This window comes from Streptomyces sp. H27-H1, from assembly GCF_026627445.1.
GTDB lineage: Bacteria > Actinomycetota > Actinomycetes > Streptomycetales > Streptomycetaceae > Streptomyces.
The window spans coordinates 195588-218095 of the sequence record NZ_JAPNLJ010000010.1 but is presented as its reverse complement, the minus strand read 5'-3'; the positions used below and the strand labels follow the sequence as shown (position 1 = coordinate 218095).

Here is a 22508-nt window from a genome sequence, read left to right as displayed (position 1 = left end):
AGACCGGCTGGGCGGAAACCTGCGGGGCGCATCCAGCCGAGATGGATCCTGCGGGGCCTGTGCGGTGCTGGGTGCTGCGGCGCTGGATCACACGGGGCGGGACCGGGCGGGGCTGGAGGGGTCGGGGCCGGACGCGTCGGCGGACCCGCCTCGGGTGGCCAGGGTCATGCCGACCGCCACCGTCGCCGCCGCGACCAGGCCCGCGTACAGGACGGCGTACGTGCCCGCCCATGAGCAGGCGAGCACCGCGAGGGCGGAGACCGGCAGGGTCAGCTGCTGGGCGAGGCCCCGCTTGAAGTGGCGGGAGTGCAGCAGCCACACCATCAGCAGGAAGAGCGCGGTCGCAACGGTGACGGCCGCGTTCGCTGCGAGCTGCGAGACGTGCGCCTTGCCCACCGCGTGCTCGACCGCGACCTCGATGCCCGCGCCGATCGCCGCGCCCGAAGCGAAGATCAACAGGTGGCCGTACCCCCACGGGATCGCCTCCCGGTTGGAGGTCAGCCGCTCGTGCATCGGCACCGCGAAGTAGATCCACCAGGCGGCGAAGACGATGAGCAGCCCGCCGGCCGCGATCGGCAGCAGCTCGCCCAGGGCCTCGTGCTCGTCGAGCGCCGACTTCACCGCCACCGTGCTCGCCGCGATCGTCTCGCCGAGCACGATGATCGTGAACAGGCCGTAGCGCTCCACGATGTGGTGGGCGTGCCACGGCGTCTGGTGGCCGCGCTCGGCCACCACCGGAACCAGCAGCTCGGCGGCGGCCACGGCCAGGAAGAGCCAGCGCTTGGAACCGTCCGGGACGAACAGCAGCGCCACCCAGCCGGCCTGGCAGACGACCAGCCCGGCCGCGTACTTCAGGGCCGCCGTGCGGGCCTCGCCGCTCTCGCCGGAGGCGGCCCGCAGCCACTGGGCGGTGAGCGCGACGCGCATGATCAGGTAGCCGATGACGGCCACCGTCCAGTCGTTCTGGTCGAAGGCCCGGCTCACGCCCGCCGCGTAGACGAGCACGCCGGCGATCTGGACGAGCGTCGCGATCCGGTACGGCACGTCGTCGCAGTCGTAGGCGGAGGCGAACCACGTGAAGTTCATCCACGCCCACCACACACCGAAGAAGACGAAGAAGTAGCTGATCACGCCGGTGCCGGGATGGCCCTCGGCCAGTGAGTGCACGAGCTGGGCGCCCGCCTGCGCGATGGCGACGACGAAGCAGAGGTCGAAGAACAGCTCCAGCGGGGTCGCGGCGCGGTGGCCCTCGTCCCGGCTGCGGGCGGTCATGGGTACGTAAGCCAGAGCCATACCGCCCAGGACAGCAGCCCTACGAGGTTCAGCAGGCGAGGCGCGCGGCCCTCAGGGCCCGTGTGCCCCGGGCGGACTCGTACCGGCCAAGGACGAGCCGGGCCAGCCGCGGGTGGTCGGCCAGCGGCTCCGAGACCGTCCAGGCGGCCGAGCCGTTCAGGGCGCGCGCGAAGCGGCCCGGGGCCAGCAGGTGCGCCGCCACCGCGACCCGGTGGTAGCCGGCGGCCCGCAGGGAGGCCACGGCTTCGGGGACGGTCGGCCCGGCGGAGGTGAGGTAGGCGGGGACCACGGGGACGGGGACCGATCCGCCGTCGTACTCCAGCAGGCCGGCCAGCTGGGCCGCGCAAGCCTCCGTACCCGCGTTGCCGCCGGGGCGGGAGGAGCCGGCGCCGGCCACCACCACCGCGTCGGCACGGGTGTACGGGCCACGGCGCCGCTCGGCGTCGCGCAGACGGCTGTGCAGGGCGCGGGCGACGTCCCGCTCGCCGCTGAGGCCCTCGGTGAGCGTGCAGCCAGTGCCTTCCAGCACGGCGGGTATGTCGACGCGGCGGTGGAAACCGTCGCCGAGCAGCAGCGGGACGACGACCGCGTGGGGGTGCTCGCGCACGACCTCGGCGAGCGAGGGCCGCTGCACGTCGAGGTGGCCGACCAGCGCGTGCACCCCGCTGATGGCCTCGACACAGGAGACGAGCCGGTCGATGGTCGCGACGGCCTCCGTGGCCGCGCTGCCGTGGACGGCGATGACGAGCATGTGGTCTGCCTCCCTGAACCGCCCCCGCGTCCCCCTCCCACGGTAGGCGCGGTGCGGGCCCGCGCAAGCCTGGCCAAGGGCCCGTGCGCCAGGCCGGAAGTCCTGTGTGGAAAGGGGCCGTGTCCCCGCCTCCAAGGGCCCTTTTCGGTCGTTTCGGGCTGCGGTGCGGACCTACCGTCGAAAGGTCGGAATGTATGCACGCATGATGTCTCGGTCCGGCCGCCCTGGCCGCCTCGGGACCGCGCGGCACAGGGACACACGGAGTGAGATCCATGGGGCAGACGCTGGTTGTCATCGGCCACGGCATGGTGGGGCACCGCCTGCTGCAGGCGCTCGCCGAGCGTGACGCGCTCGCCGACCCGACCCGCCCCGAGCGTGGCGGCTGGCAGGTCACCGTTCTCGCGGAGGAGGAGCGCCCGGCCTACGACCGCGTGCACCTGTCCGCGGCCTTCACCGGCTCCACCGGCGAGGAGCTGTCCCTGGTCGAACCCGGCTTCCTGGAGAAGTACGGCATCGACCTGCGCCTCGGCGACCCGGCGGAGCTGATCGACACCACCGCCCGTACGGTCACCGCACGCTCCGGCGCGGTACTCGGCTACGACGCCCTCGTGCTGGCCACCGGCTCCTACCCCTTCGTGCCGCCGATCGACGGCGCCGACGCGGAGGGCTGCTTCACCTACCGCACGCTCGACGACGTCGAGGCCCTGACCGCGTACGCCTCGGCCGCCGAGGTCCGTACCGGCGTCGTCATCGGCGGAGGGCTCCTCGGCCTGGAGGCGGCGGGCGCGCTGCGCACCCTCGGACTGGCCACGCACGTAGTGGAGTTCGCACCCCGGCTGATGCCCCTGCAGGTGGACGACGGCGGCTCGGCCGCCCTGCGGGCCACCATCGAGTCCATGGGCGTCGCCGTGCACACGGGCGTCGGCGCGGCCGGCGTGCAGATCCACCCCGACGGGCGGGCGCAGGCACTGAGGCTGACCAGCGGCGAGGAGATCGGCTCCGACGTCGTGGTCTTCTCGGCCGGCGTGCGGCCGCGCGACCGCCTCGCCCGCGAGTGCGGCCTGGCCGTGGGCGACCGCGGCGGGGTCGTCGTGGACGCGCACTGCCGCACCAGCGACCCGTACGTCTATGCGATCGGCGAGTGCGCGCAGACGGTCGACGGCAAGGTCTACGGGCTGGTCGCGCCCGGCTACCAGATGGCCGAGACCGTCGCGGATGCCCTCGCGGGTGCGGGCGAGCTGACCTTCACCGGGGCCGACACCTCCACCAAGCTCAAGCTGATGGGCGCCGACGTGGCCTCCTTCGGTGACCCCTTCGCCCCCGAGGGCCGGGACGGAGCCGTCTCGGTGGTGTTCTCCGACGCCCGCGAGGGTGTCTACAAGAAGCTGCTGCTGGGCCCCGACGGCGCGCTGCTCGGTGGCATCCTGGTCGGCGACGCGGAGGCGTACGGTTCGCTGAAGCCGCACGCCGGCCGGCAGCTGCCGGCCCCGCCGGAGGCCTTCATCCTGCCGTCGACGGACGGCGTGGCACTGCCCGGCGCCGACGCTCCCCCAGCTACCGCCGGGAGGTACCCCCTGCCCGACGACGCGGTGGTGTGCAGCTGCCACAACATCACCAAGGGCCGGCTGCGCGAGGCGGTGGTCGCGGAGTCCCTCACCGACATCGGCGGCATCAAGAAGTGCACCAAGGCCGGCACGGGCTGCGGCGGCTGCATCGGCACGCTGCAAGCGGTCCTGGACGCCGAACTGGCCGCGGCGGGCATCGAGAAGCCCCGCGGACTGTGCGAGCACTTCACCCTGACCCGCGCGGAGATCTACGAGAAGATCCGCACCGAGCGCATCCGCAGCTTCAGCGAGCTGCTGGAGTCCTACGGCGAGGGCTGCGCCGTCTGCAAGCCGGTCGTCGCGAACGTCCTGGGCACCCTCGCTCCCGACCTCGGCATCGGGCACATCCTGGCCGGCGAGCAAGCGGCCCTGCAGGACTCCAACGACCTCTTCCTCGCCAACCTCCAGAAGGACGGCACCTACTCGGTCATCCCGCGCGTCGCCGGCGGCGAGATCACGGCCGAACAGGTCATCGCGCTGGGCGAGGTGGCCAGGGACTACGGCCTCTACACGAAGATCACCGGCGCCCAGCGCATCGGCCTCTTCGGCGTCCGCAAGGAGCAGCTCCCCGACATCTGGCGGCGCCTCGGCGGCGCCGGATTCGAGTCCGGGCAGGCGTACGGGAAGTCCCTGCGCGCGGTGAAGTCGTGCGTGGGATCCCGGTTCTGCCGCTTCGGGCAGGGCGACTCCATCCAGCTCGCGATCGACCTGGAGCTGCGCTACCGGGGCCTGCGCACCCCGCACAAGTTCAAGGGCGGCGTCTCGGGCTGTCTGCGCGAGTGCGCGGAGGCGCGCGGCAAGGACATAGGCGTCATCGCCACCGCCAACGGCTGGAACCTGTACGTCAGCGGCAACGGCGGCGCGACCCCGCGCCACGCCGACCTGCTGGCCTCGAACCTGGACACCGCCGAACTCTTCGCGATGATCGACCGGTTCCTCATGTACTACATCCGCACCGGCGAGCGCCTGGAGCGGACGGCCGCCTGGATCGAGCGGCTCGGCGGCAGTACCGCGGGCCTGGACCACCTCAAGGCCGTCCTGATCGAGGACTCCCTCGGCATCTGCGCGGAGCTGGAGGCACAGATGGAGCGCCACGTGTCGGCGTACGAGGACGAGTGGTCCGCGGTCCTGGAGGACCCGGCGGCGCTGGAGCGCTTCGGGACCGTGGACTTCGGCACGGCGGCCGAAGGCGCGGCGCAGTCCCTGGAACCGGGCCGCGGGCGGACGGTAGTGCTGCCGGACGGCACCGAGGCCGCGGTCTTCAAGGACCGTGCGGGCGAGGTCTACGCGGTCGGCAACCGGGACCCCTTCTCGGGGGCCGACGTCATCGCCAACGGCATCATGGGCTCGCGCGACGGGGTGCCCGTGGTGGCCTCGCCGATGCACAAGCAGGTCTTCGACCTGCGGACCGGCATCTGCCTGGACGACCCCGAGGTGTCCCTGCCGCTGGTGGACCTCAAGCCTTGAGGCTCTGCGGCCGCCGTACCAACGCACTGTGGGCGATGGGACCTTGTCCTGTCGCCCACGCGACGTTCTCCCCTGATATGAGGCGCCCCCGTAGGCGGACCCTAAGAAAGTCAGGACTCCTCGCTTCATTCTTCTCAACCCCTCCGAACGTTCAGGACATGCCATGATTTCCGCCAAGCAGGACGCCCGGCCGGCCACCGGCCGAGTGCAGGCGCCCGATCCGGCGCAGTACCGCCCCGGTCGCACGATCACGGAGTGGACGCCGCAGGACCCGTCCTTCTGGCAGACCACCGGCAAGAAGGTCGCCACCCGCAACCTGTGGATCGCGGTGCCGGCCCTGCTGGTGGCCTTCGTGGTCTGGCAGGTCTGGAGCATCACGGCGACCAACCTCAAGGACGTCGGCTTCGGCTTCTCCCAGTCCCAGCTGTTCTGGCTGACCGCCGTCCCCGGCATCACGGGCGGTACCGCCCGCATCCTCTACACCTTCATCGGCCCGATGATCGGCCAGCGCCGCTTCACCGCGCTCTCCACCGTCGTGCTGATCGTGCCGCTGCTGTGGCTGGGCTTCGCGGTGCAGAACCCCGACACCCCCTACAGCACGCTGGTCGCCATCGCCGCGCTCTGCGGTATCGGCGGCGCCAACTTCTCCTCCTCCCTGGCCAACATCGGCTTCTTCTACCCGAAGCAGGAGAAGGGCAACGCGACCGGCATCAACGGCGGCCTGGGCAACCTGGGCGTCTCCGTGGTCCAGCTGCTCACCCCGATCCTGATCACCGCGTCGGTCCTGGCGATCGGCTCGGGCCAGAAGAAGGCCGACGGCTCGGAGATCTACCTCCAGAACGCCGCGTTCGTCTGGGTGCCGGTCCTGATCGTCCTCGCGGTCATCGCCTGGTTCGGCCAGAACGACCTGAAGGTCGCCTCCACCCCCTTCAGCCAGCAGAAGATCATCTTCAAGCGCAAGCACAACTGGCTGATGACCTGGCTCTACGTCGGCACCTTCGGCTCCTTCATCGGTTTCGCGGCGGCGCTCCCGCTGCTGATCAAGACGACCTTCCCGGCGTACTCCGTGGCCACCTACGCCTGGATGGGCCCGGCTCTCGGCGCGCTGGCCCGCTGGGGCGGCGGCTGGATCGCCGACAAGTTCGGCGGGGCGCGGGTGACGATCCTGTCCTTCGTGGGCATGGGCGCGTCGATCATCGGCGTAATCACCTTCCTGCCGGCCGGCTCTGACACCGGCTCCTTCTACGGCTTCTTCTTGTGCTTCCTGTCGGCGTTCTTCTTCTCGGGCGTCGGCAACGGATCGACCTTCCGCCAGATTCCGGTCATCTTCCGCGGCCAGCACCTCGCGGGCCTCACGGAGGGCACCCCGCAGTACGCGAAGGCGCTGAAGCAGGCGGAGATCGAGTCGGGCGCGGTGACCGGCTTCACCGCGGCCATCGCCGCCTACGGCTTCTTCTTCATCCCCGCGATGTTCGCCAACTTCGCGGTGACCAGTGCGATGTGGGGCTTCGTCGGCTTCTACGCCAGCTGTGTCGTCGTGGCCTGGTGGTTCTACGCCCGTAAGGGCGCGGAAGCCCCCAGCTAGCCGGTGGCCCCTGCGGGGCGGCCCGGGTGTGGTGCGGTTGCGCTGCGCGGGCGACCCCGCACCGGCCCGGGCTCTCCTGGGCTCCGCCCCGGACTCCGCACGGGTCGGGTCGGACCCCGCGCCGGGCCGGCTACGCCTGTGCGGCACGCCCGTGCCGGGCATGCGCCGCCCAAGCCGTGGCCGGAGTCGTGCTGAGGCCGTGGCCGTGTGCGGCGCCGTTGCCGGGGACCAGCCCCCGGACCCCCGTGCCTCAAACGCCGGCGGGGCTGAGTTTGGCTTCGCCCCGACCCCCGCGCCTCAAACGCCGGACCGAGCGCCGCTGGGGCTTGATCGATTCCTGAAAGGGCGACGTCGTGCTCTGCATGTTCCTGCAACTCGCCGTCATGGTGGCGGCCATCGCTCTCGGCTCCCGTAAAGGCGGGGTGGCCATGGGGCTCTGGGGAGCCGTCGGGGTCTTCGTGCTCGCAACTTTCTTCGGGGTCGTCCCCGCCGATACCTCCGGCATCGTCGACGTCATGCTGATCATCCTCGCGGTGATCATGGCCGCCGCCGCGATGGAGGCCGCCGGTGGTATCGACTACCTCGTCGGCCTCGCCGAGAAGGCGATCCGACGCAAGCCCAGCCGGGTGGTCTACGTGGCTCCCCTCGTGTCGTGGGCCTTCACCCTGGGCGCCGGCACCGCCCACGTCTTCTACCCCTTGCTCCCCGTGATCCATGACGTGGCCCGCGAGGGTGGCGTCCGGCCGGAGCGGCCCATCGCGGTCTCGTCCATCGCGGCCACCTTCGGTATCACCGCCTCGCCGGTCTCCGCGGCCATGGCAGCCATGATCGTGATGTTCGAAGGGGACGGCTGGAACCTGCCGCGGATCATGGCCGTCGCCGTGCCGGCCACGCTGCTGGGCGTGCTCGTCGCCGCCACCGTGCAGTCCCGGATCGGAAAGGAGCTCGGACAGGACGCCGAGTACCTGCGCCGGCTGGCCGCCGGGGAGATCGAGGCTCCCCCTCCGGCCGAGGCGGCCCCTCCGATGCGGCCACGGGCGCGCTGGTCGGCGTACCTCTTCCTCGGCGGGACCATCGCCGTCGTCCTCAGCGGTCTCTTTCCGGCGCTCCGCCCCGAGACGGCCAAGGGGCCGCTCCCGATGCCCGCCACCATCGAGATCCTCATGATGGCCGTGGCCGCGCTGATCCTGCTGCTGTGCAAGGTCGACGCCAAGCGGATACCGGGCACGGACGTGGCCAAGTCGGGGCTCGTGGCTGTCATCGGGGTCTTCGGGCTGTCCTGGCTGGGGCTGTCCTTCATCGGTGCCAACGAGGCCCGGATCACCGGTGCGCTCGGCGGGGTCGCGCAGGACCACCCCTGGTTCTTCGCCATCATGCTGCTGCTCCTCTCCGCGCTGCTGTTCAGTCAGGCCACGACCACCAAAGCGCTGATGCCCCTCGGACTCGCCCTCGGTATCCCGGCCCCCCTGCTCATCGCGATGTGGCCCGCCGTGAACGGGTATTTCCTCCTCCCCACCTACGGCACCTTCATCGCGGCGATCAACTTCGACAGGACCGGCACCACCCGTGTTGGCCGCTTCGTCGTCAACCACTCCTTCATGCTGCCCGGCCTGATCACGACGTGCGTCGCGGTATCCACAGGCTTCGCTCTGGTTCGGATTGTCTGACCGGTTCGCCCCTTCTTCGCTGCCCGCCGCACCATTTCCCAAATCTTGTGAAAGTTTTCACAAGCGCACGATGGACCTTTGGCCTGCTCAAAATGCCAGGTCAGTCGGTATGGGAGACCCTTGGCGCTGGAAAACGTGGGACTTTCGGGCTCCAGCTCGGGACCAACGCGCCGCCAAATGATCGATCAAAAGGCGTGCAATGGATACAAGCAATGAGGCGACTCGGAAGGTGCGGGCGATGACTGCCACCCCTGCGGAATCCACGAAGAACAGCGCGAACGGCGAGGCCTGGGAGGGCTTCAAGGGCGGGCTGTGGCGTGACGCGATCGACGTCCGCGACTTCATCCAGCAGAACTACACGCCGTACGAGGGCGACGACGCCTTCCTCGCCGGCCCCACCGAGCGCACCACCGCCGTGTGGAAGGCGATCACGGACAAGTTCCCGGAGGAGCGCGAGAAGGGCGTCTACGACGTCGCGTACGACATCCCGTCGACGATCACCGCGCACGCCCCCGGTTACATCGACCGCGACAAGGACCTGATCGTCGGCCTCCAGACGGACGCCCCGCTCAAGCGCGCGATCATGCCCTACGGCGGCTGGCGCATGGTCGCCGGCGCCCTGGAGACCTACGGCTACCCGGTCTCCGACGACCTGGAGAAGGTCTTCACGGAGTACCGCAAGACCCACAATGCCGGTGTCTTCGACGCGTACACCCCCGACATCCGCGCCGCCCGCAAAGCCGGCATCGTGACCGGCCTGCCGGACGCGTACGGCCGCGGCCGCATCATCGGCGACTACCGCCGCGTGTCGCTCTACGGTGTCGACCGCCTCATCGCCTTCAAGAAGGAGGAGAAGGAGGAGATCAACTCCCTCCCCGCGGGCAACCGCTCGCTGGAGGAGACGATCCGCCTGCGTGAGGAGCTCTCCGAGCAGATCCGCGCCCTCGCCGAGCTCAAGGCGATGGCCGCCTCCTACGGGTACGACATCTCCGGCCCGGCCACCACCGGCCGCGAGGCCATCCAGTGGCTGTACTTCTCGTACCTCGCCGCCGTGAAGGAGCAGAACGGTGCGGCCATGTCGCTGGGCCGCACCTCCACCTTCATCGACGTCTACCTCCAGCGCGACATCGAGGCCGGCATCCTCACCGAGGAGCAGGCCCAGGAGCTGGTCGACGACTTCATCATCAAGCTCCGCATCGTCCGCTTCCTGCGCACCCCGGAGTACGACGAGCTCTTCTCCGGCGACCCCACCTGGGTCACCGAGTCGATCGCAGGCATGGGCGAGGACGGCCGTCCGCTGGTCACCAAGACCTCGTTCCGCTACCTCCACACCCTCTACAACCTCGGCCCGGCCCCCGAGCCGAACATGACGGTCTTCTGGTCGCCGCAGCTGCCGCAGGGCTTCAAGGAGTTCTGTGCCCGCGTCTCGATCGACACCTCCTCGGTGCAGTACGAGTCCGACGAGCTGATGCGCCCGCGCTTCGGTGACGACACCGCCATCGCCTGCTGCGTCTCGGCCATGCCGGTCGGCAAGCAGATGCAGTACTTCGGCGCCCGCGTCAACGTCGCCAAGACCCTGCTCTACGGGATCAACGGCGGCCGCGACGAGAAGTCCGGCGCCCAGGTCGGCCCGTCCACCGGTGCGATCACCTCCGAGGTGCTCGACTACGACGAGGTCATGGCGAAGTTCGACGAGCAGATGGAGTGGCTCGCCGACACCTACGTCCACGCCCTGAACGTCATCCACTACATGCACGACAAGTACGCGTACGAGCGCATCGAGATGGCGCTCCACGACCGCGACGTGCGCCGCACCATGGCCTGCGGCATCGCCGGCCTCTCGGTCGCCGCCGACTCGCTGTCCGCCATCAAGTACGCCAAGGTCACCGCCGTGCGCGACGAGACCGGCCTCGTCACCGACTACACCATCGAGGGCGACTACCCGGCCTTCGGCAACAACGACGACCGGGTCGACTCGATCGCCGTCTGGCTCGTCGAGGAGTTCATGAAGAAGGTGCGCAAGCACCCCACCTACCGGGGCGCCGAGCACACCCAGTCGGTGCTGACCATCACCTCGAACGTGGTCTACGGGAAGAAGACCGGCAACACGCCGGACGGACGCCGCGCCGGCGAGCCGTTCTCCCCGGGCGCCAACCCGATGAACGGCCGCGACACGCACGGCTACGTCACCTCGGCGCTGTCGGTCGCGAAGCTCCCGTACGAGGACGCCGAGGACGGCATCTCGCTGACCAACACGGTCACCCCCGACGGCCTGGGCCGCACCCCCGAGGAGCGGATCAAGAACCTGGCGGGCGTCCTCGACGGCTACATGGCGGTCGACGGCTTCCACATGAACGTGAACGTGCTCAACCGCGACACGCTCATGGACGCCATGGAGCACCCGGAGAACTACCCGCAGCTGACCATCCGTGTCAGCGGATACGCGGTGAACTTCGTCCGCCTCACGCGCGCTCAGCAGCTCGACGTGCTGAACCGCACCTTCCACGGCTCTCTCTGATCCCTTCGGGAGAGACCCACGAACACGCGCGGCCCGGGGCCGGCCCTCGCCCGGCCCCGGGACCGCGCGTCACCAGATCAGTCCACGGAATCTGGAAGCTGGAGCACCTGCCATGACCGTCCTCTTCGGTACGAGCCTTCCCGTCGGCCACGCCAACGCGATCAGCGTGAGCGCCGGCCAGACGCCCGCCGCCGCCGCGACCCAGCGGCCGAGCGAGGGCACGGTGCACTCCTGGGACCTGTCCACCGGGGTCGACGGCCCCGGCACCAGGTTCGTGACCTTCCTGTCCGGCTGCCCGCTGACCTGCCTGTACTGCCACAACCCCGACACCATGCGGATGCGCAACGGCAAGCGCACCTCGGCCGACGACGTCATCGCCGAGGCCCGCAAGTACACCAAGTTCATCTCCGCTGCCGGGGGCGGCGCCACCATCTCCGGCGGCGAGCCGCTGCTCCAGCCCGTCTTCACGGGCGAACTGCTGCACCGGATGAAGAACGACCTCGGACTGCACACCGCCCTGGACACCTCCGGTTTCCTCGGGGCCCGCGCCACCGACGCACTGCTGCGCGACGTGGACCTGGTACTGCTCGACATCAAGTCCTGGGACCGCGAGACGTACAAGAAGGTGACCGGCCGCCCGTTGGAGCCGACCCTGGATTTCGCCCGCCGCCTCGCCGACCTCGGCAAGGAGGTGCACCTGCGGTTCGTGCTGGTGCCCGGGCTGACCGACGCGCGGGAGAACATCGAGGGCATCGCCGCCTTCGCGGGCACCCTGGGCAACATCTCCCGGGTCGACGTGCTGCCCTTCCACAAGCTCGGCGAGAGCAAGTGGGAGGCCCTCGAAATGGAGTTCACCCTCCATAACACGCCGTCGCCGACCGCCGGCCAGGTCGCCGAGGCCAAGGCGATTTTCGCCGCGCAGGGACTGAACGCGGTCTGAGCGTCCGAGCCCGCCGAGATCCTCACCCGTTCGGCGGACCCGTAAGGTCTACATAACGGGCTGATTAGGCATAAACCGCCTAGCGTGGTGCTGTGTCCGAGCCCTCAGATGTCATCGATGCCGCGCCGCCCCCACCGGCGCCCGAGACCCCGCCGCCGGCCAGGCGGTCCGTCACCGCACGGGCCACCCTGGCCGGCACCGTCGTCTCGCTCCTGCTCATCGTCGCGATCGTGCTCGGCAGCCGGCTGCTGCGGGACTTCGACTCCGCCCTGCTGCCGTACGCCGTCGCCACGGTCTTCCTGGCCTTCGGCGTGGCCTACCGGTACACGGTCTGGGTCTCGGCCCCCGGCGCCCGCCGCCTCTTCAAGAAGGGCTTCGGCAGCTTCTTCTCGGCCGAGAACTTCCGCAAGGCGCCCACGGCCGTGCCGAAGATGATCGCCACCTACCTCGGCTTCCAGAAGTTCCTCGGCGCACGCTCCCGCCCCCGCTGGATCGCCCACCAGCTGATGTTCTGGGGCTGCCTCCTCGCCGCGGCGATCACCTTCCCGCTGACCTGGGGCTGGTTCACCTTCACCGCGGACAGCGGCGCCGGACCCGGCTACGACATGCGGATCTGGGGCTTCAAGATCCTCGGCTTCGACGCGCTCAGCGTCCTGGGCTGGCTGATGTTCCACGGCCTGGACATCGCCGCCGTCCTCGTCATCCCCGGCGCCTCGTACTTCCTGTACCGGCGGATGAAGGACCGCGGAGCCATGACCGGCCAGCGCTTCGCCTACGACCTGCTGCCGCTGATCTGCCTGATCGTGATCTCCGTGACCGGTCTGCTGCTGACCTTCTCCTCGATCTTCCTGCACGGCGGCGGATACGAGTTCCTCGCGATCCTGCACATGGTGTCGGTGGTGTTCACCCTCATCTACATCCCGTTCGGGAAGTTCTTCCACATCGTCCAGCGCCCGGCCGCCGTCGGCATGCAGCTCTTCAAGTACACGACCCGCGACGACGAGCAGGTCTTCGTCTGCAAGCGCTGCGCGGAACCCATCGACACCGCGCCCTACGTGGAGAACCTGCGCGGCACGATGAAGGACCTGAAGCTCGACTTCGACGCCTTCGTTGAATACTGCCCGCGCTGCAAAAGGTTGCTGCGCGGCAGCGTCTACCTGGCCCATGTCAAGAAGGGCTTCAATTGAAACCTCCCGCTCCCGGAGGAGGGGATTCCTGGCTCACGCCGCCTGGGCGGACCAGCGGCCCGTCAGGTCTTCCACGATCAGCGCCAGCCGGGTTGAGACCAGCCCGGAGAACGGCAATGCAAAGGGCGATGCGCGTGCTTGGTTCTCGCTATGCACCGCCCACAAATCAGGCTGCTCGCTTCTGTCGTGGCGCAAGCCCGATTCACGAAGACGGCGCAATTCTCCGGAGGCTCAAGTGACCGCGACCGACCCCGCAAAGGCCGCGGCCCGGCCCGTACGCGTCTCCATCGACCCGTCCATCGCCCCGCCCGGCACCCGCAACTTCCGCGACGCCGGCGGCATCCCCGCCGACCAATGGCACGCCGACCAGAACGGCGAGACCCTGGTCCCCACCCACTGCTGCTTCTGCGGGGTGCAGTGCGGGATGTACCTGCGCGTCGACAAGGGCGGCAAGGTCTTCGGCGTGGAACCCCGCAACCACGACATCAACCGGATGCGGCTGTGCCCCAAGGGCATCAACGCCTACCAGCAGGTCAACCACCCCGACCGGCTCACCGCCCCGCTGATGCGGCGCTCCCGGGACGAGGAGTTCAAGGAGTGCTCCTGGGACGAGGCCCTGGACTTCACCGTCTCCGAGATCCGGCGCATCCAAGAAGCCCACGGCAACGACGCCTTCGGGCTGCTCGGCGGAGCCAGCCTGTTCTCCGAGAAGACCTACCTGGTCGGCAAGTTCGCCCGGGTCGCGCTGAAGTCCAAGCACGTCGACTACAACGGCCGCCTGTGCATGGTCAGCGCCGCCGGAGCCAACAAGCTCGCCTTCGGCATCGACCGGGCCGGCAACCCCTTCTCCGACATCCTCCTCTCCGACTGCCTGCTCATCGCCGGGTCGAACGTGGGGGAGTGCTTCCCCGTGATGACCCAGTACCTGTGGGGCGCACGGGACCGCGGCGCCTCGCTCATCGTGATCGACCCGCGCGAGACGGCCGTCGCCCGCACCGCCGACATCCACGTCGCCCTCAAGCCCGGCACCGACTCGGCCTTCTTCAACGCCGTCCTCAACGTGGTCATCGCCGAAGGCCTCACCGACGAGGCCTACATCGCCGCGAACACCACCGGCTGGGACGAGGTCAAGAAGACCGTCGCCGAGTACCCGCCCTCCCGCTCCGCGGAGATCTGCGGGGTACCGGCCTCGCAGATCGTCCAGGTGGCGCGCGTCTTCGCCGGCGCGGACAAGGCCATGGCCTGGCACGCCCGCGGCATCGAGCACCACTCCCAGGGCGTCGAGAACTGCCTGTCCGTCATCAACCTGTGCGTGGCCACCGGCCACATCGGCAAGCCCGGAGCCGGCTACGGCACCATCACCGGCCAGGGCAACGGCCAGGGCGGCCGCGAACACGGCCAGAAGTCCGACCTCCTGCCCGGCGGCCGCTCCATCACCAACCCGGAGCACCGCAAGCAGATCTGCCAGATCTGGGGCATCGAGGAGTCCGAGCTCCCCGGCGCCGGCACCTCCATGATGGAGATGGTCTGGCAGATGCAGCGGGGGGAGATCCGCGGCCTCATCGGCATCTGCAACAACCCCTTCGTCTCCCTCCCCAACTACGCGGTGGTCAAGGACGGCTACGACACCGCCGAGTTCCACGCCCAGTTCGACTTCTTCCTCTCCGAGACCGCGGCCAACGCACACGTGGTCTTCCCCGTCACCACCTGGGCCGAGGACGAGGGCGTGATGGCCAACGCCGAGGCCCGCGTCGTCAAGCACAACAAGGCCCAGGAACCCCCCGCCGGGGTGCGCACCGACACCTGGGTCATCTGCGAGCTCGCCAGACGGCTCGGCGCCGGGAAGCACTTCGACTTCCCCGGCTCCCGCGAGGTGTTCGAGGAGCTGCGCGTCGCCTCCGCCGGCACGGTCAACGACTACTACGGCATCACCTACGAACGCCTCGACGAGACCGGCGGGATCGCCTGGCCGTGCCCCTCCACCGAGCACCCGGGAACCCCCCGGCTGTTCGAGGACGGCCGGACCTACCACCCCGACGGCAAGATCCACATGCAGGTCGTGGAATGGCATCCGCCCATGGACGCCTACACCGAGGAGTTCCCCCTCTCCCTCACCACCGGCCGCACCGTCGCCCACTTCCTCTCCGGCAACCAGACCCGCCGCCTGGGCGCCCTCGTCGAGCAGACCCCCCGCCCCTGGGTGGAGGTCCACCCCTCCCACGGCTTCCGCAACGGTGACCCGGTCCGGGTGGTCACCCGGCGCGGCAGCGAGGTGTTCCCGGCGCTGGTCACCGAGGCGATCCGCCCCGACACCGTCTTCATCCCGTACCACTGGCCCGTACCGACGTCCGCGAACGCCCTGACCATCGACGCCCTCGACCCCCGCTCGAAGATCCCCGAGTACAAGGTCTGCGCCGCACGGATCGAGGCTGCCGAGCGGGTCGACGAGGTGCCCGCCCCGCCCACGCCACCGGGTCGTGAGGCATATCCCGAAGCCCAGGTCTCCCGTACCGACCCCCTGCCCCCCACGGCCCCGCAGGGCCGCGGCACGGCTGAGAGGAGCTGACCCGCCATGATGGGTCGCACGATCTTCATCGACCCGGGTCGCTGCATCGGCTGCCAGGCGTGCGTCTCGGCCTGCCGTGAGTGCGATTCGCACCGCGGCAAGTCGATGATCCACCTGGACTACACCGAACCCGGCATGTCCGTCGCCTCCCTCCCGAGCGTCTGCATGCACTGCGAGGACCCGGTCGCACCCTGCGCCGAGGTCTGTCCCGCCGATGCGATCCTGGTAACCGCCGACGGGGTGGTCCAGCAGGCCGACACCACCCGCTGCATCGGCTGCTCCAACTGCGTCAACGCCTGCCCCTTCGGCATCCCGAAGATCGACCTCCAGGCGAAGCTGCAGATGAAGTGCAACCTCTGCTACGACCGCACCGCCTACGGACTCGCCCCCATGTGCGCGACCGTCTGCCCGACCGGGGCCCTCTTCTACGGAACCCTCGAAGAACTCCAGGCGGAGCGCCCCGGCGTCCAGGTGGCCGACTCCTTCGTCTTCGGTGACGTCGTCGTCCAGACCGGCGTGGCCATGGTCGTCCCCGCCGACAAGGTCCAGTGGCCCGTCCCCGGCGGCCTGCCCGTCGTCGAGATCAACGGAAGGGACGTCCGATGAGCGTCACCGAACAGCCCCCTCCACACCCAGGTCGTCAGGGCGAAGGCCATGCGGACGACGGAGCGGCCGCCGACGCCGCGGTCGCGCAGCTGCGAGACCGGATCAGCGCCGACTCCCTCACCACCCGCCGCGACTACCTGCGGATCGTCGCCACCGTGTCCGGGGGCCTGGCCATCGGCGGTGTGGGCGTCGCCGCCGGCATCCTGCACCGGCACGGCGACAACGAGGGCCTGCCCGACCCGAAGAAGGTCGCCGACCTGCTGCCCCCCGGCCAGTCCGTGGCCTTCCGCTTCCCCGGCGGCGACGACCGGGCTCTGGCCGTGCGGCTCGGTGACGGCTCCCTCGTGGGCTACTCCGCGGTCTGCACCCACCTGGCCTGCGGCGTGCTGTGGCGCGAGGACCGGGGTCCCGACGGGGAGCTGTACTGCCCCTGCCACGAGGGCGTCTTCGACGCCCGGACCGGCGAGGTGACGGCCGGTCCGCCGCCGCGTCCGCTGCCGAGGATCTACCTGACCGAGCAGGCCGACGGCAGCGTCTGGGCCGTCGCCACCGCCCGGTCGGGAGAGCCGGCCAAGGACGCGCTCTGCCGTCAGTTCGGAGACTCCCACCCGGAGGAGGCCGCCCGGCTGGGCTGCCCCGGCGCGGCCCGGGCGGGTTCCACCGAGAGGAGGCCCACATGAGCGAGACGCCGCTGCCGCCCCGCCCGGAGTACCACCCGGGCAGTGCCCAGCCCCGGCTCAACCGCCCGGTGCGCGAGCGGTACCCGCAGATCCGCTCCACCAGCGGGTACGGGGACCCCCGGATCCGGCACACGGGCCCGGGCCCGGGAGCCGGCACCGAGCAGGAGCCCGAGCGCTCCTCACGGCTCAACGCGCGCCTCGCCCTGGCCCTCACGGTCGTGATCGGCCAGCTCTGGGCACTGACCGTGACCGTAAACGAGTGGATGAAGGGCAACACCGCCACGGCCTGGTGGGGAGCGGGATTCCTGATCCTGTCCTTCCTCGTCGTGATCGGACTGTGGCTCCTCGACCCGAAGGACCGATGACCATGTCGATTCCCACCCCCACCCCCACCCCTCCCGCGGTGCGTTCGCACCGTGCGGAGAGCTACAGGCCCGGGGCCACCATCGCCGAGTGGCGGCCCGAGGACGACGGCTTCTGGCAGACCACCGGCCGCAGGGTCGCCCAGCGCAACCTCTGGGTCTCGATCCCGGCCCTGATGCTCGGCTTCGTGGTCTGGCAGGTCTGGTCGGTGACCGTGGTCAGGCTGAACGACGTCGGCTTCGGCTTCTCGAAGTCGCAGTTGTTCTGGCTGACAGCGATCCCGGGCATCACCGGCGGCACCTTCCGGATCCTGTACACCTTCATCGGGCCGATGTTCGGCGAGCGGAAGTTCACCGCCTTCAGCACGATCATCCTGATCGCGCCGATGCTGTGGCTGGGCTTCGCGCTCCAGGACACGGGCACCCCCTACTGGGAGCTGGCGCTGATCGCGGCCGTCTGCGGCATCGGCGGCGCGAACTTCGCCTCCTCGATGGCGAACATCGGCTTCTTCTTCCCCAAGCGGGAGAAGGGCAGTGCCAACGGGCTCAACGGCGGCCTCGGCAACCTCGGCGTGAGCGTGGTCCAGCTGGTCGCCCCGCTGGTGGTCACGGCCGCCGTCCTGGGCGCCCCGGCGGGCGGACCCCAGCGAGACGGCAAGAAGAACACCGACATCTGGCTGCAGAACGGCGCCTTCCTCTGGGTGCCGCTGCTGGTCATCATGGCGCTGGCCGCCTGGTTCCTGATGAACGACCTGAAGGTGGCCGCGGCCCCCTTCAGCCAGCAGAAGGTCATCTTCAAGCGCAAGCACAACTGGATGATGACCTGGCTCTACGTCGGCACCTTCGGGTCCTTCATCGGCTTCGCGGCCGCCCTCCCGCTCCTGATCAAGAACAACTTCGAGGGGCAGGGCTACCAGGCCACCACCTACGCCTGGATCGGCCCGTTCATCGGGGCGCTCACGCGCTGGGGCGGCGGCTGGCTCTCGGACAAGATCGGCGGAGCCAGGGTCACCATCCTGTCCTTCATCGGCATGGCGGCGGCGCTGGTCGTGGTGATCTTCGCGCTGCCGGCCGGTGGCCAGGAGGGCAACTTCTGGCCCTTCTACATCGGCTTCCTGGTGGCCTTCGCCTTCTCCGGCCTGGGCAACGGCTCGACCTTCCGCCAGATCCCGGTGATCTTCCGGGACCTCCACATGAAGGAGGCCGCGGGCAAGGGTCCCGAGGCGCAGGCCGCGGCGCTGAAGCAGTCGGAGATGGAGTCGGGCGCCGTCACCGGCTTCTCCTCGGCCATCGCCGCCTACGGCTTCTTCTTCATCCCCGCGATGTTCGCGGCCATGGCCGTCACCAACGCACTGTGGATGTTCATCGGCTTCTATGCCACTTGCCTGGTGGTGTGCTGGTGGTTCTACGCCCGCAAGGGCGCCGAGGCTCCCAGCTGAGCGGGGCCGGTGGCGGGGGCGGCCGTACCCTGGAGGCATGAGCGACGCCCCCGCCACCGATCCGCACGACCCGAAGTCCGCACGGCCGGAGCCCGCGGAGCCGCGGCCCGCGGCGAAGCCCAAGCCCAAGCCGCGGCTGGACTTCGCAGACCCGCTGGACCAGCAGTCCTCGGACGACACCGACGGGGGCTGGGGCGAGCGGCAGCCCCCCGGCGGAAGCGCCGCCGACCTGGCCCGCTTCCTCGACGAGAAGCCGCCGCACCACGTCTGACCCGAGGGCCCGCTTAGAGCCGGGGCACCGCGGCGCCGGACTGGACGCTCCTGCCGTTCGCACTGCGCTGGGCGACGAGCTCGTCGCGGATCTCCTTGAGGACCACCAGCTCGGTGATCTCCATGGTCTCCTTGACGCCTTCCTTCGCCCTGCGGCGCTGCTCCACCTTGGCGAGGTACTTCGCCATCGGGAGGACCATCAGGAAATAGACGACCGCGGCTGTGATCAGGAAGGTCAGTGCGGCGTTGAGCACCGAGCCCCAGAGGAGCTCCACACCCGTCGGCTTGCCGTCCGCGCCGACCCCGCAGGGATCCTTGATGCAGCTCTTGTAAGCGTCCAGACTCTGCGTGCCGGCGAGGCCGATCACCGGGCTGATCAGCCCCTTCACGACGGAGTTCACGATGCTCGTGAACGCGGCGCCGATGACCACGGCGACCGCCAGGTCGACCACGTTGCCGCGCATCAGGAAGGCCTTGAAGCCTGCCAGGATGCTCTCCTTCTTCTTCTCGCTCACTACTGAGCCTTTCTTCGTATCTGCCGAACATGGAGCCAACGGTTCCGAAAGCTACGGCAGTTTGGGTCGCGGGTGTCCAATCGGCCTCCTCCCCACGGTGGCTTGCTTGCACGTTCGTGCGATTCAACACAACGTCACCGCCAGCCGGGACAGGGTCCCCGCCCCGACGAGAGCCCGCGCGGTGTCCCGGGGAACGGACAGGACCACCAGTGCCCCGCCTTCCCCGGAGGCCTGCTCAACCCCCGTCTCCGGAGCGGGCACTTCGGCGACCCGGGCCCCTGACGCCACCACTCGGGGAGGCCCGCCCCGCTCGGCGGCGACCACGTCCACCCGGTCCCCGGGCCGCAGCAGCCGCACCGTCGCCGCGTCCGCGATGCGCACCGGCGCCGACACCATCCGCACCGCCGCCGGCGGAGGCTTCGCCGCGGGTGGCGCGGAGCCCCGCGAGGCTTGCGCCTCGGCCCCGCCCACTGCCAGTACGGCCGCCACTACGGCCAGCCCGGCCGCGGCCCCGCGCCGACGGCGCCGTACGGCCCTGCGCAGCCGGTCCCCGGCCCGCCCCACGCGGAGCGGGGCGAAGAGCGGAACGGGCCGCGCGGGAGGGCACGTGGCGGAAGACGGATGCCGGGGGACGAAGGACGGGCGCACAGGAGTATGGGTGTGGGGTGAGGAGAAGGAAGGGACGCGGGAGTTCGCGGCCATGACGACCACCACCTGACGGAGTGAGTCCGAGGCCCGGACCCAGCGCCCGGACACCCCTCACGATCCGCCGCCCCGCCGGATCCCGCTCGGCCCTGTGGACGATCCCCAGCTTGTGGATATCCCCGTCACCCGCGGGAGTTACGGGAGCCGGCCGCCCTCCGCGATCCGCCGGAGCGCGGCCACCGGATCCGGGGCCCGCGTCACCGACCGTCCCACCACGACGTGCGAGGCCCCCGCCGCGAACGCGGCCCACGGGGTGTCGCCGCGGGAGTGCCCGCCGCTTCCGCCGCTCTCCCCGCCCGGCAGAGACACCCCCGGTGTGACGATCAGGTGCTCCGGTCCCAACAGGGCGCGCACCGCCCCCGCTTCCCGCGGCGCCGCGATGACCCCGTCGCACCCGGCCCGCGCCGCCAGCCGGGCCAGCCGCAGCACCTGCTCGTCGGTGCCGGTGCCGGTGCTGATGCCGATGTCAGCGAGGTCGCTCCCGGTCATGCTGGTGACCACCGTCAGCGCGAGTACCCGTAGCCCCGGGAATTCCCGCGCCGCATCGACGGCTGCTGCCATGATCCCCGTGCCGCCCATGGCGTGCACGGTCACCATCGAGGCGCCCAGCGTTCCGGCGGCGCGGACGGCGCCGGCCACCGAATTCGGGATCTCGAAGAGCTTCAGATCGAGGAAGACCTCGTGACCCTGCCCCACGAGCTCGCGTACGAGGTCCGGTCCGGCGGCGGTCAGGAGTTCCAGGCCGACCTTGTAGGAGCCGCAGGCGCCCCCGAGGCGGGCCACGAGGGCCTCGGCGGCGCTCCGGTCGTCGAAGTCGAGGGCGACGATGATCCGCTGAGCGGTGGGGCTGTCCATCCCGCCAGTCTCCGGGTCGGCGCCCGGCGCTGATCCGCGGGGCTCGTCGTGCGCGGTCGCGCCGCTACCCCGCCGGGCCCCCGTGAGCCGCTGTCGCCTGAGGAGCCGCGGCCCCGGCCGGGGGAGGCCGGCCAGGGGAGGCCCGGCCAGGGGAGGCCCGGCCGGGGAAGGCCCGGCCGAGCCCGCATCCCGTCGGGCGGAGCCCGACGGCCGCGCTAAGGAAGTTCGATGCCCAGGTCCCAGCCGTCGTGGGCATGGGTGCACAGGCAGTCGCGGGATTCCGTCGGGGGCAGCGCGGCCACCGCGTCGAAGAGAACCTCGCGCAGCCGCCCGACGTTCTCGCCGAACACCTTGAGGACCTCCGTATGGGAGACCCCCTCGCCCGTCTCCGCACCCGCGTCCAGGTCCGTGACCAGCGCCATCGAGGTGTAGCAGAGCCCCATCTCGCGTGCGAGGACCGCCTCCGGGTGGCCCGTCATGCCGACCACCGACCAGCCGGCCGCAGCATGCCAGCGGGACTCGGCGCGCGTGGAGAAGCGCGGCCCCTCGATGACGACCATGGTGCCGCCGTCCACCGGCTCCCACTCCCGCCCGCGCGCCGCCGCCAGGGCCACCTTCCGCCCCACCGGGCAGTACGGGTCGGCGAAGGTGGTGTGCACGACATTCGGGACGGAGCCGTCCGGGAGGGGCTCGCCGTCGAAGAAGGTCTGGGCGCGGGACTTCGTACGGTCGACCAGTTGGTCGGGGACGAGCAGGGTGCCCGGTCCGTACTCGGCGCGCAGGCCGCCCACCGCGCAGGGGCCGAGCACCTGGCGGACGCCGACGGAGCGCAATGCCCACAGGTTGGCCCGGTAGTTGATCTTGTGCGGGGGTACGGTGTGGCTGCGTCCGTGACGCGGCAGGAACGCCACGCTGCGGCCCGCCAGCTCGCCCACGTACAGGGAGTCGCTCGGGGGCCCGTAGGGCGTCTCCACCTGGATCTCGGAGACGTCCTCCAGGAAGGAGTAGAAGCCCGATCCGCCGATGACACCGATCTCTGCATTCGCCATGCGGCCACCCTAACGGGGCATGCCGAAGGCCCCGCCGTCGGTTGGGACGGCAGGGCCTCGGATGAATCCGATGGAGCTGTGGAGCGGGTCAGGCGGCCGAGGAGCTCGACGACGACGAGGAAGTCGAGGTCGAGGACGACGACGAAGACGTCGAGGACGACGACGCGGCCGGGGTGGCGGCCGGCGTCGACGCGGGCTTCGAGGCAGGGGTGCTGCTCGACGAAGCGCCGCGGCTGTCGTTCCGGTAGAAACCGGAGCCCTTGAAGACGATGCCGACCGCGGAGAACACCTTCTTCAGGCGTCCGTCGCAGCTCGGGCACACGGTCAGCGCGTCATCGGTGAACTTCTGCACGGCCTCAAGGCCCTCACCGCACTCGGTGCACTGGTACTGGTAGGTCGGCACGAATTTCCTCCTGGCACTCTGACTCAATGAGTGCTAACGACGCTCC

The 22508-nt window shown here is 70.3% G+C and carries 19 protein-coding genes; 12 read left to right on the top strand and 7 right to left on the bottom strand.

Annotated elements, in window-relative coordinates; all coding sequences use genetic code 11:
- Positions 1 to 87: 87 nt before the first annotated feature.
- Positions 88 to 1293, bottom strand: coding sequence for a low temperature requirement protein A (locus tag OTB20_RS14090; protein ID WP_267817566.1), 1206 nt, complete (start codon positions 1291 to 1293; stop codon positions 88 to 90).
- Positions 1294 to 1321: 28 nt separating this feature from the next.
- Positions 1322 to 2044: a sirohydrochlorin chelatase gene (locus OTB20_RS14085; RefSeq protein WP_267817565.1), complete on the bottom strand. Its 723-nt coding sequence runs from the start codon at positions 2042 to 2044 to the stop codon at positions 1322 to 1324.
- Between the two features lie 272 nt (positions 2045 to 2316).
- On the opposite strand from OTB20_RS14085, the gene nirB reads away from it, so the two are divergent.
- From nirB to OTB20_RS14025, 12 genes are all read left to right on the top strand, one after another.
- Positions 2317 to 5115, top strand: a complete 2799-nt coding sequence (gene nirB / locus OTB20_RS14080) for a nitrite reductase large subunit NirB (protein WP_267817563.1) — start codon at positions 2317 to 2319, stop codon at positions 5113 to 5115.
- A gap of 163 nt (positions 5116 to 5278) precedes the next feature.
- Entirely contained in the window at positions 5279 to 6700 is a 1422-nt protein-coding gene (locus tag OTB20_RS14075) for a NarK family nitrate/nitrite MFS transporter (protein WP_267817561.1), read from the top strand.
- Between the two features lie 362 nt (positions 6701 to 7062).
- Positions 7063 to 8367, top strand: a complete 1305-nt coding sequence (locus OTB20_RS14070; protein ID WP_267817560.1) for an anaerobic C4-dicarboxylate transporter family protein — start codon at positions 7063 to 7065, stop codon at positions 8365 to 8367.
- Between the two features lie 238 nt (positions 8368 to 8605).
- Positions 8606 to 10885, top strand: a complete 2280-nt coding sequence (pflB, locus tag OTB20_RS14065) for a formate C-acetyltransferase (RefSeq protein ID WP_267817557.1) — start codon at positions 8606 to 8608, stop codon at positions 10883 to 10885.
- Between the two features lie 112 nt (positions 10886 to 10997).
- The gene (gene pflA, locus OTB20_RS14060; protein ID WP_267817555.1) at positions 10998 to 11825 is read left to right on the top strand and encodes a pyruvate formate-lyase-activating protein; all 828 of its coding nucleotides are present in this window, start codon (positions 10998 to 11000) and stop codon (positions 11823 to 11825) included.
- Positions 11826 to 11917: 92 nt separating this feature from the next.
- Positions 11918 to 13012 carry an MFS transporter gene (locus OTB20_RS14055; protein WP_267817554.1) on the top strand — a complete coding sequence of 365 codons (1095 nt, stop codon included), beginning with the start codon at positions 11918 to 11920 and terminating at the stop codon, positions 13010 to 13012.
- A gap of 235 nt (positions 13013 to 13247) precedes the next feature.
- Complete coding sequence (locus OTB20_RS14050; RefSeq protein ID WP_267817552.1) at positions 13248 to 15578, top strand: molybdopterin oxidoreductase family protein; 2331 nt, start codon at positions 13248 to 13250, stop codon at positions 15576 to 15578.
- Positions 15579 to 15584: 6 nt separating this feature from the next.
- Positions 15585 to 16184 (top strand): 4Fe-4S dicluster domain-containing protein, encoded by a 600-nt coding sequence (locus tag OTB20_RS14045; protein WP_243335392.1) that lies wholly within the window; start codon positions 15585 to 15587, stop codon positions 16182 to 16184.
- On the top strand, positions 16181 to 16864 hold the full coding sequence (locus OTB20_RS14040) for a ubiquinol-cytochrome c reductase iron-sulfur subunit (RefSeq protein ID WP_267817550.1): 684 nt from the start codon (positions 16181 to 16183) through the stop codon (positions 16862 to 16864). The genes OTB20_RS14045 and OTB20_RS14040 overlap by 4 nt, the downstream gene beginning before the upstream one ends.
- On the top strand, positions 16861 to 17229 hold the full coding sequence (locus OTB20_RS14035) for a DUF6755 family protein (protein WP_267817548.1): 369 nt from the start codon (positions 16861 to 16863) through the stop codon (positions 17227 to 17229). The genes OTB20_RS14040 and OTB20_RS14035 overlap by 4 nt, the downstream gene beginning before the upstream one ends.
- Before the next feature lie 2 nt (positions 17230 to 17231).
- The gene (locus OTB20_RS14030) at positions 17232 to 18665 is read left to right on the top strand and encodes a NarK family nitrate/nitrite MFS transporter (protein WP_267817547.1); all 1434 of its coding nucleotides are present in this window, start codon (positions 17232 to 17234) and stop codon (positions 18663 to 18665) included.
- Positions 18666 to 18702: 37 nt separating this feature from the next.
- The gene (locus tag OTB20_RS14025; RefSeq protein ID WP_267817545.1) at positions 18703 to 18936 is read left to right on the top strand and encodes a hypothetical protein; all 234 of its coding nucleotides are present in this window, start codon (positions 18703 to 18705) and stop codon (positions 18934 to 18936) included.
- A gap of 13 nt (positions 18937 to 18949) precedes the next feature.
- On the opposite strand, the gene OTB20_RS14020 is transcribed toward OTB20_RS14025, so the two are convergent.
- The 5 genes from OTB20_RS14020 to OTB20_RS14000 form a co-directional block, all read right to left on the bottom strand.
- Complete coding sequence (locus OTB20_RS14020; protein ID WP_267817607.1) at positions 18950 to 19399, bottom strand: MscL family protein; 450 nt, start codon at positions 19397 to 19399, stop codon at positions 18950 to 18952.
- Positions 19400 to 19573: 174 nt separating this feature from the next.
- Positions 19574 to 20152 (bottom strand): hypothetical protein, encoded by a 579-nt coding sequence (locus OTB20_RS14015; protein WP_267817543.1) that lies wholly within the window; start codon positions 20150 to 20152, stop codon positions 19574 to 19576.
- Between the two features lie 138 nt (positions 20153 to 20290).
- Positions 20291 to 21010 carry an orotidine-5'-phosphate decarboxylase gene (pyrF, locus tag OTB20_RS14010; RefSeq protein WP_267817541.1) on the bottom strand — a complete coding sequence of 240 codons (720 nt, stop codon included), beginning with the start codon at positions 21008 to 21010 and terminating at the stop codon, positions 20291 to 20293.
- 215 nt (positions 21011 to 21225) lie between these two features.
- Positions 21226 to 22059: an S-methyl-5'-thioadenosine phosphorylase gene (locus OTB20_RS14005; protein WP_267756571.1), complete on the bottom strand. Its 834-nt coding sequence runs from the start codon at positions 22057 to 22059 to the stop codon at positions 21226 to 21228.
- Positions 22060 to 22147: 88 nt separating this feature from the next.
- Positions 22148 to 22462 carry an FmdB family zinc ribbon protein gene (locus OTB20_RS14000; protein WP_267756570.1) on the bottom strand — a complete coding sequence of 105 codons (315 nt, stop codon included), beginning with the start codon at positions 22460 to 22462 and terminating at the stop codon, positions 22148 to 22150.
- Between the last annotated feature and the right edge of the window lie 46 nt (positions 22463 to 22508).